Genomic DNA, 13,740 nt, shown 5'->3' with positions numbered 1-13,740 from the left:
TCGGTGTCCAGAACGACGACGTCCAGCGCGATCAGCGGAGCGGCGGCATGTGTGCCGCCATGGCCTGCGGATCCTGGAATCACCCCTCGCTCTCCATGCGCCGGGCGAGTTCCGCCGCGAAGGCGTCGAGATCGAGCGTCTTGCGCAAGGTTGCTTGGTGGTCGATGAAGCGGAAGGCGACGTTGTTGACCACCATCATCGTGTCGGCCTCGCGCACGGCGTCCTCGATCGGCGCATGCTTGAGGATGCGCAACGCCGTGGCGATGGAGATGGCGTCCGGTCTGAGCGGCGGCTCGCGCATATAGACCGCGAGACGCGCGTCGAATTCGTTGAACAGCTCGCCCCAGCCGGTGTCGGCGCGATGGTCCGGCACGGATTCGCTTTCAAGCACTTCGCGGTAAAGTGCGGCCAGCCCGCGCGCCCGCGCCTCGGCGCTGGCGGGCAGGACCGAGCGCAATTCCGCCTCCAGCATCAGGATCAGGTCCTGGGCCGCCACGGCGAAGGCCTCCCACTTGCAGATCTGCAGCGCGAAGCCGAAGTCCTCGTTCTGGAACAGGCGCGGCCCGGCCAGCAGCGTGCGCGCGCGCAAATAGGAGTAGCTCGCGCCCTGCGCCAGATAGGCAGCACCCGCGCGGATCGCCTCGACGGTCGAGGGCCAGTCCGATTTGCGTCGTTTCGGAACCAGGGTTCCAATCAAGTCGAGCACCAATGCCACTCCCTTCCGCCGGGCGCGGGCCCGGCAAAGTAATGAGTCTTTTTGATAGCTTCCCTTACCTACATTTGACAGAATATTCTTGCTGCGCAAGTATCCGTCCGTCGTAGTATTGTATCATCTCGCAGTTGCGAGATGACGGGAAAGGCACGTCGAAGAATAGGCGTTCGGAGACCTGGCTGTGTTGTACGCTCGGGGGACCGGGGGGACGACTTGCTGAACGCGGGTCCGCCTCCTGCGAATTGATGTTGGGAGGATCGACATTGACAGACAAAGTATCAACGGAGATCGGGCTGGCTCATTGGACGAAGACGCGAAACCTGATGTGGGTGACGCTCGCGATCTGGGCCTTCTTCAGCTTCTTCATCCACATGTTCGTCACGGCGCTGAACACCATTGTCATCGCCGGCTTTCCGCTCGGTTTCTACATGGCCGCGCAGGGATCGCTCATCATCTTCGTCATTCTGATCTTCTGGTTCGCGCATCGCCAGAATGCCATAGACGAGGAATTCGGCGTGGCTGAGGATTGAGGGGGAATAGCTATGGCACTGACTATGAAGGGTGATTTTACCGACAACCTCGGCAAGATCTACGGTATCTACGTCGGCGGCTTCCTGGGCTTCGTCGCCTTGATGGCGATTCTGGCGACGCTCGGCGTGCCGGATCGGTTCATCCTGTGGTTCTATATGGCCATGACGATCGGCATCTATGCCTTCATCGGTATCATGTCGCGCACCGCTCAGGTGTCGGAATATTACGTCGCCGGGCGCGCCGTGCCCGCGATCTACAACGGAATGGCGACGGGCGCCGACTGGATGTCGGGAGCGAGCTTCGTCGGCATGGCCGGCACGCTGTTCGTGCTCGGCTACGACGGTCTGGCCTTCGTGCTCGGCTGGACCGGCGGCTATGTGCTGGTGGCCGTGCTGCTGGCGCCCTACCTGCGCAAGTTCGGCGCCTACACGGTGCCCGACTTCCTGGGCACCCGCTACGGCGGCAACGGCGCGCGGCTGGTCGGCATCGTCGTGCTGTTCTGCTGCTCCTTCACCTACATCACCGCGCAGGTCTACGCCTCGGGAATCATCGCCTCGCAGTTTCTGCGGATCGATTTCGAGTATGCGGTCTTCGCGGGACTGGCGGGCATTCTTGTGTGCTCGATGCTGGGCGGCATGAAGGCGGTGACCTGGACCCAGGTGGCCCAGTACATCGTCCTGATCGTGGCCTATCTCCTGCCCGCGGTCTGGATGTCGACGGTTCAGTTCGGCATCCCGATTCCGCAACTGACATACGGCGGGGCCCTGGCCCAGATCGCCGAATACGAGCAGTTGCTGAACGTGGCGAAGAGCCACGTGGCGCCGTTCCAGACCTACAGCCCGATGGACTACTTCTTCCTGATTTTCTGCCTGATGGTCGGCACCGCGTCGCTGCCGCACATCCTGATGCGTTTCTTCACCACCCCCACGGTGCGTGAGGCGCGCAAGTCGGTCGGCTGGTCGCTGTTCTTCATCTTCCTGCTGTACTTCACCGCGCCCGCCTACGCCGCGTTCTCGAAGTTCAACCTGATGGGTCTGTTCGCCAACGCGGAAGGTCTGCAACTGGCGTTTAGTGCGATCCCGCGGTGGATGCTGCAGTGGGGCTCGATCGAGGGGCACCAGCTGGTGACGATCTGCGGCGTCAAGGCGGAAACGGTCGCGGCCATCCAGGCCGCCTGTGAGGCCAAGGGCCTCGTCGGCGGCTTCCCCTACACGGAACTGCGCCTCAACAACGACATGATCGTGCTGTCGACGCCGTCGATCGCCGGCATGCCGATCTGGGTCGTCGGTCTGGTCGGGGCGGGCGGCTTCGCCGCGGCGCTGTCAACGGCGGACGGGCTGCTGCTCGCCATCGCCAACGCGCTGTCGCACGACGTCTACTACAAGATGATCGATCCCAAGGCCGACTCCAGACGCCGGTTGACGGTGGCGAAGATCCTGCTCGTGGTCGTGGCGCTCGCCGCCGCCTTCCTCGCGCAGACCAAGCCGTCGGACATCCTGTCGATGGTGGCCTGGGCCTTCTCGATCGCCGCGGCAGGCCTGTTCGCGCCGCTGGTGATGGGCGTGTGGTGGAAACGGACGACCAACATGGGAGGCATCCTCGGCATGGCGGCCGGCTTCGTCACGACGATGTACTACCTGATCGGCAACGTCTACGGCTTCGACTTCGTCAAGGGCTCCGGCGACGAGATCTCGTGGTTCGGCGTCGCGGCGATCTCCTCGGGCGTCTTCGGCGTGCCGGTGGCCTTCATCGTCACCTATGTGGTGTCGCTGGTCACACCGGAGCCGAGCCAGGAGATGCAGAACTTCGTCGATCGTCTGCGCCTGCCCAGTGGCGGCAACATCATGGTTCAGACGCACTGACGAAGCGGATCGTGATACAACGCAGGGCCTCCGGGCCCTGCGTTTTCATTTCAACATCGGACATCACATGCAGGCTTCCGCCCTCAACGGCCTTCTCATCCTGGCCGCGACCTATCTGCTGGCCTTCGGCACCTTCCTGCTCGGCGGCGCGCCGGCCAATGTCGCCGTCTATCTCGGCGGAACCTACGCGCTCACTGCTCTGGCGGCGTTCCTGTTTTCCCGCGGCATCCTGGAACTGGTCGTCGGCGCCGACCGCGACATCACCTTCTTCGTCGTGCTGAAGAAGGTGACGGATCCGCTGCTGGCGCTGACCGCGCCGCTGACGCCCGCCTTCCTGCTGCCCTTCGCGGTGTCGCTCTACGCGGCGTTCCTGTACTTCTTCCTGAAGCTGTTCCTGTTCGGCGACGCCTATCTCGGTGTGCCTCCGCTGTTCATCCTGCTCTATCTGGCGATCGTGTCGGCGCGTTGAGCGGATGCCGCGGCGCGGGAAACGGCCGCTTTTCCCTGCAATTTTTCTCGGTGCGTCGCGTGGGGACTATCGACGCGGGCGGCTGCGCTGCTATCGTCGCCTGTCGGCCGCAAAGAGCCGCGGCACGCGGAATGCCGCGAATGGGGGAAATGACCGTCTGACCGCAACACTGTTTCAGCATGGCAATGCCGGAACCGGCGCCGCTGCCGTTTGCGGCGGGCCATGCCGTGGGCGCCTGGCGCGGGGGTTGTGTCGGTCACGGCGAGGAAGGGGAGAGCCGCATGGCCGATATTGAAACCGATATTCTCATCATCGGCACGGGCCCCGCGGGCTCGGCCGCCGCCGCGCTGCTGTCGAGCGCCGGCGTCGACACCATGATGATCAACCGTTACCGCTGGCTGGCGAACACGCCGCGCGCCCACATCACCAACCAGCGCGCGCTGGAGGTGCTGCGCGATCTCGGCCCGGAGGTGGAGGCGGAGGCCTATCTGCACGGCACGCATCAGGACCTGATGGGCGAGAACGTTTTCTGCACCTCGCTGGCGGGCGAGGAGATCGGCCGCATGAAGAGCTGGGGCAAGCATCCGCTCAAGCGCGCCGAACACCAGCTTGCCTCGCCCTCACACATGATCGATCTGCCGCAAACCTTCATGGAGCCGATCCTCTACAAGACCGCGTGTTCGCGCGGCACCCAGGCGCGCATGTCGACGCAGTACCTGTCTCACACGCAGGATTCCGACGGCGTCACATCGACGTGCCTGGACCGGCTGACGGGCAAGGAATTCACGATTCGATCGCGCTATCTGATCGGCGCGGACGGCGGCAATTCCAAGGTCGCGGAGGACGCGGGCCTGCCGTTCGAGGGTCAGATGGGCGTCGCGGGTTCGATGAACATCCTGTTCCGCGCCGATCTCTCCAGATACGTCGCCCACCGCCCCTCGGTGCTCTACTGGGTGCTGCAACCCGGTGCGGATGTGGGCGGCATCGGCATGGGGCTGGTGCGCATGGTGCGCCCCTGGAACGAATGGCTGATCGTCTGGGGCTATGACATCAACGAGCCCGCGCCGGAGGTGGACGCGGAATTCGCCACCAGGGTGGCGCGCGATCTCGTCGGCGATCCGGAGCTCGAGATCGAGCTTCTCTCGGCCTCGGTCTGGACCGTCAACAACATGTACGCCACGCACATGCAGAACGGCCGCGTCTTCTGCATGGGCGACGCCACCCACCGGCATCCGCCGTCCAACGGGCTCGGCTCCAACACCTCGATCCAGGATGCCTTCAATCTGGCGTGGAAACTGGCAATGGTGATCAAGGGTCAGGCTGGGCCGGCGCTGCTCGACAGCTACAGTCTCGAGCGCGCCCCCGTTGCCAAACAGGTCGTCACCCGCGCCAACAAGTCGATCGAGGAGTTCGGTCCGATCTTCCAGGCGCTCGGGCTTCTGGACTCCGTCGATCCGGTGAAGATGCAGGCCAACATGGATGCCCGTTGCGACGACACGCCGGAGGCGGAGGAGCAGCGCGCCGCCATTCGCAAGGCGATCGCGGCGAAGGTCTACGAGTTCGACGCGCACGGTGTGGAGATGAACCAGCGCTACGCCTCGGGTGCCGTGGTTACCGACGGCCAGCCGGAACCGGCGTTCGAGCGGGACGCGGAGCTGCATTATCAGCCCACCACATGGCCCGGCGCGCGGCTGCCGCACGTCTGGCTCGACAGCGACCGGCACGGCAAGGCCTCCTCGTTGGATCTTGCCGGCAAGGGCCGCTTCACGGTGCTCACCGGAATCGGCGGTGAGCCCTGGGTCGTGGCGGCACAGGAGGTCGGCGCGGAACTGGGGCTTGAGATCGCCGCGCATGTGATCGGTCCGCGCCAGGAATGGCAGGATCTGACCGGCGACTGGGCGGCCGCGCGCGAGGTGCGCGACAGCGGCGTTGTGCTGGTGCGCCCCGATCATCACGTATGCTGGCGGCGAGATTCGGTGGCCGATGATCCCGCGGCCGAGCTGCGCCGCGTGCTGAGACAGATTCTGGACAGGGGGGAGTAGAGTATGGATGCGCATGAACGCGGCTATTTCACGGAAGAGGATTCGGTGGCTGTGGTCACCGGCCGCAATGCGAATGCCAAGGACGAGCGCCTGCGCGAGGTGATGGAGGTCATCACCCGCAAGCTGCACGAGGCGGTGAAGGAAATCGAGCCGACGGAAGCGGAATGGTTCGAGGCGATCCAGTTCCTCACCAAGACCGGCCATCTGTGCAACGACTGGCGCCAGGAGTTCATCCTGCTGTCCGACGTGCTCGGCGTCTCCATGCTGGTCGACGCCATCAACAACCGCAAGCCCTCGGGCGCCTCGGAGAGCACCGTGCTGGGGCCGTTTCATGTGGCGGACGCGCCGGTCCGCGAGATGGGCGCCAACATCTGCCTCGATGCCAAGGGCGAGAACATGGTGGTGCACGGCCGGATTCTGGATACGGACGGAAAGCCCATCGAGGGCGCGGTCATCGACGTCTGGCAGGCCAATGACGAAGGCTTCTACGACGTTCAGCAGAAGGGCATCCAGCCCGACTTCAATCTGCGCGGCGTCTTCCGCACGGGGGCGGACGGCTCGTACTGGTTCAAGGCGGTGAAGCCGAAATTCTATCCGATTCCGGATGACGGCACGGTGGGCAAGCTGCTCGGCGCGCTGGGCCGGCATCCGTATCGTCCGGCGCATCTGCACTACATCATCAAGGCGGACGGCTTCGAGACGCTGACCACCCACATCTTCGATCCCGACGATCCCTACATCAATTCCGACGCGGTCTTCGGCGTGAAGCAGAGCCTGCTGGCGGAATTCAAGCGCACCTCGGATCCCGAGCGCGCCCGCGAACTGGAGTTCGCCGGCGACTTCTGGGACGTGGAGCACGACTTCGTGCTGGCGCCGGCGAAGGGTTAGTGGAGCGGTTCTGTCCCCTCTCCCATGGGGAGAGGGTCAGGGTGAGGGGAACAATTCCCGCCGGAAATCGCTGAATTTCAACCCCTCACCCGGACCTGCGGTCCGACCTCTCCCCATGGGAGAGGTGATTTCAGCACTCTATTCACTCCAGGAAACGACGGCTTACATCGCTTCGATGATCTCCACCTCGCTGTCCGCGCAGATCCGGCGGATGGCGGGGTGGTCGCAGCGGTCGGTGACAAAGGTGTCGACCTGGCTCAGGTGGCCGATGCGCACGGGTGCCGTGCGTTCGAACTTGGTCGCGTCCGCCACCAGGATCACATGCCGCGCGTTCTCCATGATGGCCTGGGCCACCTTCACCTCGCGATAGTCGAAATCCAAAAGCGCCCCGTCCTCGTCGATCGCCGACGTGCCGATGATCGCGTAGTCCACCTTGAACTGGCGGATGAAGTCCACCGCCGCCTCGCCGACGATGCCGCCGTCGGAATGACGCACCACGCCGCCGGCGATCACCACCTCGATCGGCGGGTAGGCGCGCATCATGTTGGCGACATTGATGTTGTTGGTGATGACCATCAGCGCGGAATGCTGCAGCAGCGCGCGCGCCACCGCCTCCGTCGTGGTGCCGATGTTGATGAACAGCGACGAGGACGGCGGCACCAGTTGCGCCGTGCGGCGGCCGATCGCCGTTTTCTCCTGGCTCGCCAGCACCTGGCGGGCGTCATAGCCCACGTTCTCCATCGCCGAGGTCAGCATGGCGCCGCCATGCACACGGGTCATCAGGCGGCTGTCGCACAGCTCGTTGAGGTCCTTGCGAATGGTCTGCGGAGAGACGTCGAACCGTCCGGCGAGTTCCTCCACCATCACGCGGCCGTGCAGGCGCGCGAGCTCCAGAATCGTATTCTTGCGGGCGATGGGCATGAACGGCGGCTTTCGGTTCTCGCTACGGTGTCTGGGAAACGAAACTATCCATTTCGCATCGGTTTGTCAGCGAATTCCGCTCATTTTCTATAAGCTATTGAAATTATTTCATAATATTGAATTCTTTCTTTCCGTTTGCGCAATGCTGATATGCTCGCCGCCTCTATTTTCGGACATTTGTGGCTTTCGTTTTGTTTCGTAAAAACTCGATTGACGCGCGTTTGTTTTCGTTTAGGTTAAAAGTAACGATGAAAAGACACGGGGCCACGAGCTCCGGGCAACGCGGGGGGAGCCGGGTGGCGAGCACCTACGACATTTTCGTCGTCGGAGGCGGGGTGAACGGTTGCGGCATCGCCCGCGATGCGGCCGGGCGCGGCTATTCGGTGTTTCTCGCGGAAATGAACGATCTCGCCTCGGGCACCTCGTCGTGGTCGACGAAGCTCGTGCACGGCGGCCTGCGCTATCTGGAGCACTATGAGTTCCGGCTGGTGCGCGAGGCGCTGATGGAGCGCGAGGTGCTCTGGGCCAACGCGCCGCATATCATCCGCCCGCTGCGCTTCCTGCTGCCGCATCACAAGGGCCTGCGTCCGGCGTGGCTGCTGCGTCTGGGGCTGTTTCTCTACGATCACCTGGGCGGCCGCAAGCTGCTGCCCGCGACGCGCACCGTGGATCTGAAGACCGACCCCGCGGGCGCGCCGTTGATCGATGCGTTCTCCACGGCGTTCGAATATTCCGACTGTTTCGTCGACGACGCCCGGCTGGTGGTGCTCAACGCCCGCGATGCGGCGGACCGCGGCGCGGTCATCCACACCCGCACCAAATGCATCGCCGCCACCCGCGTCGGCGATCTGTGGCATGTCACCATCGAGGACGGGTTGAGCGGTGAGCGTGAGACTGTGCTGGCGCGCAGCCTGGTCAACGCCAGCGGGCCATGGGTCGATCAGGTTCTGCGCGCGCCGCTCGGCGAGGTTGAGGCGCACAACGTGCGGCTGGTGCAGGGCAGCCACATCGTGGTGCCGAAACTCTTCGATCACGACCGCTGCTACATCTTCCAGAACGCGGACGGGCGCATCATCTTCGCCATTCCCTATGAGGGCGACTTCACGCTCATCGGCACCACGGACCGCGAGTACGAGGGAGATCCCGCCGATGCGGCGATCGCGCACGACGAGATCGCCTATCTGTGCACCGCGGCGAGCGAGTATTTCAAGGCGCCGGTGCGCGAGAGCGATGTGGTGTGGCGGTTCTCGGGCGTGCGTCCGCTTTACGACGATGGCGCGTCCAAGGCCCAGGAAGCCACCCGCGACTATGTGCTCAAGCTTGAGCGCGGGGACGGGGCTCCGCTGATCAATATTTTCGGCGGCAAGATCACCACCTACCGGCGCCTCGCGGAGGCCGTCGTCGGCAAGCTTGCATCGGTGATCGGCGCGCGCAAGCAGGCCTGGACGCGCACTGCGCCGCTGCCCGGAGGGGATTTCCCGACGCTCGGGTTTGACGATCTGTGCACCGAGCTTCGCGCGCGCTGGCCCTTTCTCGGCGTGCAGACGGCCGAGCGGCTGGCGCGGCTCTATGGCACGCGGGTTTCCATCATGCTCAACGATGTGCCCGACGCGGCGGGGCTTGGAGAGATTTTCGGTGGGGACTTGAGCGCCTGTGAAGTTGCCTATTTGATGGACCATGAGTGGGCGCGCACGGCGGAGGACGTGCTGTGGCGCCGCACCAAGCTGGGGCTTCGGCTGAGTGAATCCGAGGCGGCGGCGCTGGAGACGTGGATGGCCGCGCGCAATGCAAGCGGCGCCACCGGCGCGCGCGGTGACGACGGCGATATCAAGACCGCGAACGCGGTCTGAGGTGAATGGCTGCTGCGCGGGATACGCGCGGCGGCGGGAATGAAGCGGTCGGGGCCGAGAGCTGCGTTCAGCAGCCGGGATGTCCGCCGCGATGGGGAGGAAGGCATGCTGGAACTGGTGGATGTCACCAAGACCGTCGGACGGGAGACGCATATCGACGGCGTCTCGCTGCGGCTGGAAAGCGGCGCGCTCAACGTGCTGCTCGGCCCGACGCTGTCGGGCAAGACATCCCTGATGCGGCTGATGGCCGGGCTCGACCGGCCGACCTCGGGCCGCATCATCGCGGGCGGCGAGGACGTCACCGGCCTGCCGGTGCAGCGGCGCAACGTGGCGATGGTCTACCAGCAATTCATCAACTACCCCGCGATGACCGTCTACGAGAACATCGCATCGCCGCTGCGGGTCGCCCGCATGGGCAAGGCGACGATCGAGGCCAAGGTGCGCGAGGCGGCGGAGCTGATGAAGCTCGGTCCCTATCTCGACCGCACGCCGCTGACGCTTTCGGGCGGCCAGCAGCAGCGCACGGCGCTGGCGCGCGCGCTGGTCAAGGGCGCGGACCTGGTGCTGCTCGACGAGCCGCTGGCCAATCTCGACTACAAGCTGCGCGAGGAGTTGCGGGCCGAACTGCCGCGCATCTTCGCGGAAACCGGCGCCGTCTTCGTCTACGCGACGACGGAGCCTGCGGAAGCGTTGCTCCTGGGCGGCAATACGGTGACCCTGAGCGAGGGCCGCGTGACGCAGTTCGGCCCGACCATCGACGTCTACAAGCGTCCCGCCGACCTGATCACGGCGCGGACATTCTCCGACCCGCCGCTCAACACCCTTCGGCTTTCCAAGCGCGGTGCGCGCTTCGTGCTCGACGGGTCGGTGTCCATGCCCGTGCCGCTGCATTCGGTCGATCTGGCGGATGGCGACTATCTGGTCGGCTTCCGGCCGCATCACCTGCGCCTGACACGGCCGCACAAGGGCTGTGTGGCGTTCTCCGCCACCGTCGCGGTCAGCGAGATCACCGGATCGGAAAGCTACATTCACGTCGATTTTGCCGACGAGCGCTGGGTGGCGCTGGCGCATGGCATCCACATTCTCGACGTCGACGACACCATCGAGCTGTTCGTCGATCCCGAGCGGTTCTTCGTCTTCAACCTCGATGGCACGCTGGCCATCGGCAACGCCAGGGCGGCCGCGTGAGGAAACCATGGCGAAAATAGATCTCAACAACATCCGCCACGCCTATATGCCCAACCCGAAGGGGCCGGAGGACTATGCGCTGAAGGATGTGCATCTCACCTGGGACGACGGCGGCGCCTATGCGCTTCTGGGACCATCGGGCTGCGGCAAGACCACGCTGCTGAACATCATCTCAGGCCTGCTGACGCCGAGCGAGGGCGCGCTTCTGTTCGACGGCGAGGATGTCACCGATCTGCCGACCGAGGAGCGCAACATCGCCCAGGTGTTCCAGTTCCCGGTCGTCTACGACACGATGAGCGTGTTCGACAATCTGGCGTTTCCGCTGCGCAATCGCGGTGTTGCGGAAGCGGACGTGAAGCGCCGGGTGTTGGAAATTCTCGAGATCACGGGTCTGGCGGCCAAGGCGAACAGGAAGGCGGCGGGTCTGACGGCGGACGAGAAGCAGAAAATCTCGCTCGGGCGCGGGCTGGTGCGCTCGGACGTGAATGCGATCCTCTTCGACGAGCCGCTGACCGTCATCGATCCGCACATGAAATGGGTGCTGCGCTCCCAGCTCAAGCATCTGCACAAGCGCTTCGGCTTCACCATGGTCTATGTGACGCACGACCAGACCGAGGCGCTGACCTTCGCCGACAAGGTGGTGGTCATGTATGAGGGCGAGATCGTGCAGGTGGGCACGCCGGACGATCTGTTCCAAAGGCCGCAGCACACGTTCGTGGGTTATTTCATCGGCTCTCCCGGCATGAACGTGCTGCCCTGCGCGCTCGAGGGCGGCCGGGCGCGCATCGGCGGGCACGTGGTGACCCTGCCGGCGGGCATCGACACGAGCGCGGTCACCGGCAAGGTGGAAATCGGGGTGCGCCCTGAATTCGTGACGCTGAGCGATGAGGCGGGCGGTCTGCCGCTGCACGTCGACAAGGTCGAGGATATCGGCCGCTACCGCGTTGTGCGCGCCACCATGGACGGGCACGCGCTCAACGCCGTGGTGCCCGAAGGCGTGCCGATCCCTGAAAGCCCGCGCGCGCGTTTCGACGATCGTGCGGTCAATCTCTACGCGGATTCGTGGCTTGTCGGATCGCGCGCCCATCCGGCGACAGGAGGCTGAGCCATGAACAAGACATGGAACAACAAGGCGTGGTTCATGGTGCTGCCGGTGTTGCTGCTGGTGGCCTTTTCCGCCGTCATTCCGCTGATGACGGTGGTCAACTACTCCGTGCAGGACACATTCGGCGGCAACCAGTTCTTCTGGGCCGGCACCGAGTGGTTCGAGGAGTTGCTGCATTCCGAGCGCTTCCATGACGCGCTGCTGCGCAACCTCATCTATTCCGCCGTGATCCTGATCATCGAGATCCCGCTGGGCATCGCCATCGCGCTGACCATGCCGCGCAAGGGGCTGGGCGTGCCGGTGTGCCTCGTGCTGATGGCGTTGCCGCTGCTGATCCCGTGGAACGTGGTCGGCACCATCTGGCAGGTTTTCGGCCGCGTCGACATAGGTCTCTTGGGCCACACGCTGGCGGCACTCGGCATCGATTACAACTACACTCAGGAGCCCGTCGCGGCCTGGATCACCATCGTGGTGATGGACGTGTGGCACTGGACCAGCCTCGTGGTGCTGCTGTGCTACGCCGGTCTGGTGTCCATCCCCGAAGCCTATTACCAGGCGGCAAAGATCGATGGCGCCTCGCGCTGGTCGGTGTTCCGCTACATCCAGTTGCCGAAGATGCACAGGGTTCTGCTGATCGCCGTGCTGCTGCGCTTCATGGACAGCTTCATGATCTACACCGAGCCCTTCGTGGTGACCGGCGGCGGACCGGGCAATTCGACGACGCTGCTGTCCATCGATCTGGTGAAGATGGCCATCGGCCAGTTCGATCTGGGCCCGGCGGCGGCCATGTCGATCGTCTACTTCCTGATCGTGCTGCTGCTCTCATGGGTGTTCTACACGATCATGACCAACTACGGGCAGGAGGGCACATGACGTCTTCCAATCAAGACGCGGCCCTGAAGACCACGGGCACTGTGAAGGGCTCGGGAACGATGACGCGCACCACGCATGGCACGAATGCTTCTTCGGGCGCGCGGTCGCAGACGTCCGGCCGCCAGGGCGCGCGCCGGCGGTCCCGGCGCGGCCGCAGCTGGGCGTGGCTGGCGCCGACGCTCTACATCATCTTCCTGCTGCTGCCGATCTACTGGCTGTTCAACATGAGCCTGAAGACCAATCAGGAGATCCTGTCGGTCTTCTCGCTGTGGCCGCAGGAGCCGACGCTGGACAACTACCGCACGATCTTCACCGATCCGTCGTGGTACAACGGCTACATCAATTCCATCATCTACGTGGTGATGAACACGGTGATCTCGGTCTCCGTGGCGCTGCCCGCGGCCTACGCCTTCTCGCGCTACCGGTTCCTTGGCGACAAGCACCTTTTCTTCTGGCTGCTGACCAACCGCATGGCGCCGCCGGCGGTCTTCGCGCTGCCGTTCTTCCAGCTCTATTCGTCCTTCGGCCTCATCGACACCCACATCGCGGTGGCGCTGGCCCACTGCCTGTTCAACGTGCCGCTGGCGGTGTGGATCCTGGAAGGCTTCATGTCGGGCGTGCCCAAGGAGATCGACGAGACGGCCTATATCGACGGCTATTCGTTCCCGCGCTTCTTCGTGAAGATCTTCATGCCGCTGATCGCCTCCGGCATCGGCGTCGCCGCCTTCTTCTGCTTCATGTTCTCGTGGGTGGAGCTGCTGATCGCGCGCACGCTGACGACGACGGACGCCAAGCCCATCGCCGCCACCATGACGCGCACGGTCTCGGCGTCCGGTCTCGACTGGGGCGTGCTGGCGGCCGCCGGCATTCTCACCATCATTCCCGGCGCGCTGGTGATCTGGTTCGTGCGCAACTACATCGCCAAGGGCTTTGCCCTGGGGCGCGTCTAGAGGAGAGGCACATGGACTATTCCTGGATGGCCTGGACGGCCCCGACAACGATCTTCTTCTTGACCATCTTCGCGCTGCTCATCGGCATGGGCGTCTGGGAATACGCCGTGCCGGGCGGCGCGCCCCGGGTCGGCGTGCTGCGCATCGAGACGACGCGCGGCGACCGCCTGTTCATTTCGCTGCTTGGCAGCGCATTCATTTGTCTTGCATGGCTCGGGCTGGTTGGTCCGAGCCTGTGGTGGGCTCTTGCTGTCTGCGTGGTCTACGCCGTGTGCGTGTTCCGCTGGGTGTGAGGGTCAATGGGAGGAAGCGGAGCGCGTGCTCCGGATATCACGCATAAAAACCTGGG

General features: G+C 64.4%; 13 protein-coding genes. 11 read left to right on the top strand and 2 right to left on the bottom strand.

The genetic code is table 11. The features are described from left to right. Positions 1-79 precede the first annotated feature (79 nt). Positions 80-706: an esterase gene (locus D1F64_RS20740; RefSeq protein WP_117413977.1), complete on the bottom strand. Its 627-nt coding sequence runs from the start codon at positions 704-706 to the stop codon at positions 80-82. Between the two features lie 269 nt (positions 707-975). Between D1F64_RS20740 and D1F64_RS20735 the strand changes: the two genes are divergently transcribed. From D1F64_RS20735 to D1F64_RS20715, 5 genes are all read left to right on the top strand, one after another. Then, positions 976-1,242: a DUF4212 domain-containing protein gene (locus tag D1F64_RS20735; protein ID WP_248304529.1), complete on the top strand. Its 267-nt coding sequence runs from the start codon at positions 976-978 to the stop codon at positions 1,240-1,242. A 12-nt stretch (positions 1,243-1,254) separates the two neighbouring features. Then, positions 1,255-3,105, top strand: a complete 1,851-nt coding sequence (locus tag D1F64_RS20730) for a sodium:solute symporter family protein (RefSeq protein ID WP_117413975.1) — start codon at positions 1,255-1,257, stop codon at positions 3,103-3,105. 67 nt (positions 3,106-3,172) lie between these two features. Next, positions 3,173-3,574, top strand: coding sequence for a hypothetical protein (locus D1F64_RS20725; protein WP_117413974.1), 402 nt, complete (start codon positions 3,173-3,175; stop codon positions 3,572-3,574). A 281-nt stretch (positions 3,575-3,855) separates the two neighbouring features. Further along, on the top strand, positions 3,856-5,616 hold the full coding sequence (locus tag D1F64_RS20720; protein ID WP_117414755.1) for an FAD-dependent monooxygenase: 1,761 nt from the start codon (positions 3,856-3,858) through the stop codon (positions 5,614-5,616). 3 nt (positions 5,617-5,619) lie between these two features. Beyond that, positions 5,620-6,504: an intradiol ring-cleavage dioxygenase gene (locus D1F64_RS20715; protein ID WP_117413973.1), complete on the top strand. Its 885-nt coding sequence runs from the start codon at positions 5,620-5,622 to the stop codon at positions 6,502-6,504. A gap of 162 nt (positions 6,505-6,666) precedes the next feature. On the opposite strand, the gene D1F64_RS20710 is transcribed toward D1F64_RS20715, so the two are convergent. Further along, on the bottom strand, positions 6,667-7,425 hold the full coding sequence (locus D1F64_RS20710) for a DeoR/GlpR family DNA-binding transcription regulator (protein WP_117413972.1): 759 nt from the start codon (positions 7,423-7,425) through the stop codon (positions 6,667-6,669). 296 nt (positions 7,426-7,721) lie between these two features. On the opposite strand from D1F64_RS20710, the gene glpD reads away from it, so the two are divergent. From glpD to D1F64_RS20680, 6 genes are all read left to right on the top strand, one after another. Then, on the top strand, positions 7,722-9,275 hold the full coding sequence (glpD, locus tag D1F64_RS20705; RefSeq protein ID WP_248304528.1) for a glycerol-3-phosphate dehydrogenase: 1,554 nt from the start codon (positions 7,722-7,724) through the stop codon (positions 9,273-9,275). A 105-nt stretch (positions 9,276-9,380) separates the two neighbouring features. Next, positions 9,381-10,463, top strand: a complete 1,083-nt coding sequence (locus D1F64_RS20700; RefSeq protein ID WP_117413970.1) for an ABC transporter ATP-binding protein — start codon at positions 9,381-9,383, stop codon at positions 10,461-10,463. A gap of 7 nt (positions 10,464-10,470) precedes the next feature. Then, a complete protein-coding gene (locus D1F64_RS20695; protein WP_117413969.1) occupies positions 10,471-11,568 on the top strand; it encodes an ABC transporter ATP-binding protein in 1,098 nt (365 codons plus the stop codon). A 3-nt stretch (positions 11,569-11,571) separates the two neighbouring features. Beyond that, positions 11,572-12,441 carry a sugar ABC transporter permease gene (locus D1F64_RS20690; protein ID WP_117413968.1) on the top strand — a complete coding sequence of 290 codons (870 nt, stop codon included), beginning with the start codon at positions 11,572-11,574 and terminating at the stop codon, positions 12,439-12,441. 59 nt (positions 12,442-12,500) lie between these two features. Then, positions 12,501-13,391 (top strand): carbohydrate ABC transporter permease, encoded by an 891-nt coding sequence (locus D1F64_RS20685; protein WP_346432333.1) that lies wholly within the window; start codon positions 12,501-12,503, stop codon positions 13,389-13,391. 11 nt (positions 13,392-13,402) lie between these two features. After that, positions 13,403-13,684 carry a DUF2160 domain-containing protein gene (locus tag D1F64_RS20680; protein WP_117413967.1) on the top strand — a complete coding sequence of 94 codons (282 nt, stop codon included), beginning with the start codon at positions 13,403-13,405 and terminating at the stop codon, positions 13,682-13,684. Positions 13,685-13,740 lie beyond the last annotated feature (56 nt).

Source organism: Breoghania sp. L-A4 (genome assembly GCF_003432385.1).
Classification (GTDB): Bacteria; Pseudomonadota; Alphaproteobacteria; order Rhizobiales; family Stappiaceae; genus Breoghania.
The sequence above is the reverse complement of the archived record's forward strand: the minus strand, read 5'-3'. Positions and strand labels throughout refer to the sequence as shown.

What these genes read in the sequence shown, in the direction of transcription:
- D1F64_RS20730 (WP_117413975.1), top strand. Translation starts at nt 1,255, where the DNA reads ATGGCACTGACTATGAAGGGTGATTTTACCGACAACCTCGGCAAGATC.
- D1F64_RS20725 (WP_117413974.1), top strand. Translation starts at nt 3,173, where the DNA reads ATGCAGGCTTCCGCCCTCAACGGCCTTCTCATCCTGGCCGCGACCTAT.
- D1F64_RS20720 (WP_117414755.1), top strand. Translation starts at nt 3,856, where the DNA reads ATGGCCGATATTGAAACCGATATTCTCATCATCGGCACGGGCCCCGCG.
- D1F64_RS20715 (WP_117413973.1), top strand. Translation starts at nt 5,620, where the DNA reads ATGGATGCGCATGAACGCGGCTATTTCACGGAAGAGGATTCGGTGGCT.
- D1F64_RS20710 (WP_117413972.1), bottom strand. Translation starts at nt 7,425, where the DNA reads ATGCCCATCGCCCGCAAGAATACGATTCTGGAGCTCGCGCGCCTGCAC.
- D1F64_RS20700 (WP_117413970.1), top strand. Translation starts at nt 9,381, where the DNA reads ATGCTGGAACTGGTGGATGTCACCAAGACCGTCGGACGGGAGACGCAT.
- D1F64_RS20695 (WP_117413969.1), top strand. Translation starts at nt 10,471, where the DNA reads ATGGCGAAAATAGATCTCAACAACATCCGCCACGCCTATATGCCCAAC.
- D1F64_RS20690 (WP_117413968.1), top strand. Translation starts at nt 11,572, where the DNA reads ATGAACAAGACATGGAACAACAAGGCGTGGTTCATGGTGCTGCCGGTG.
- D1F64_RS20685 (WP_346432333.1), top strand. Translation starts at nt 12,501, where the DNA reads ATGACGCGCACCACGCATGGCACGAATGCTTCTTCGGGCGCGCGGTCG.
- D1F64_RS20680 (WP_117413967.1), top strand. Translation starts at nt 13,403, where the DNA reads ATGGACTATTCCTGGATGGCCTGGACGGCCCCGACAACGATCTTCTTC.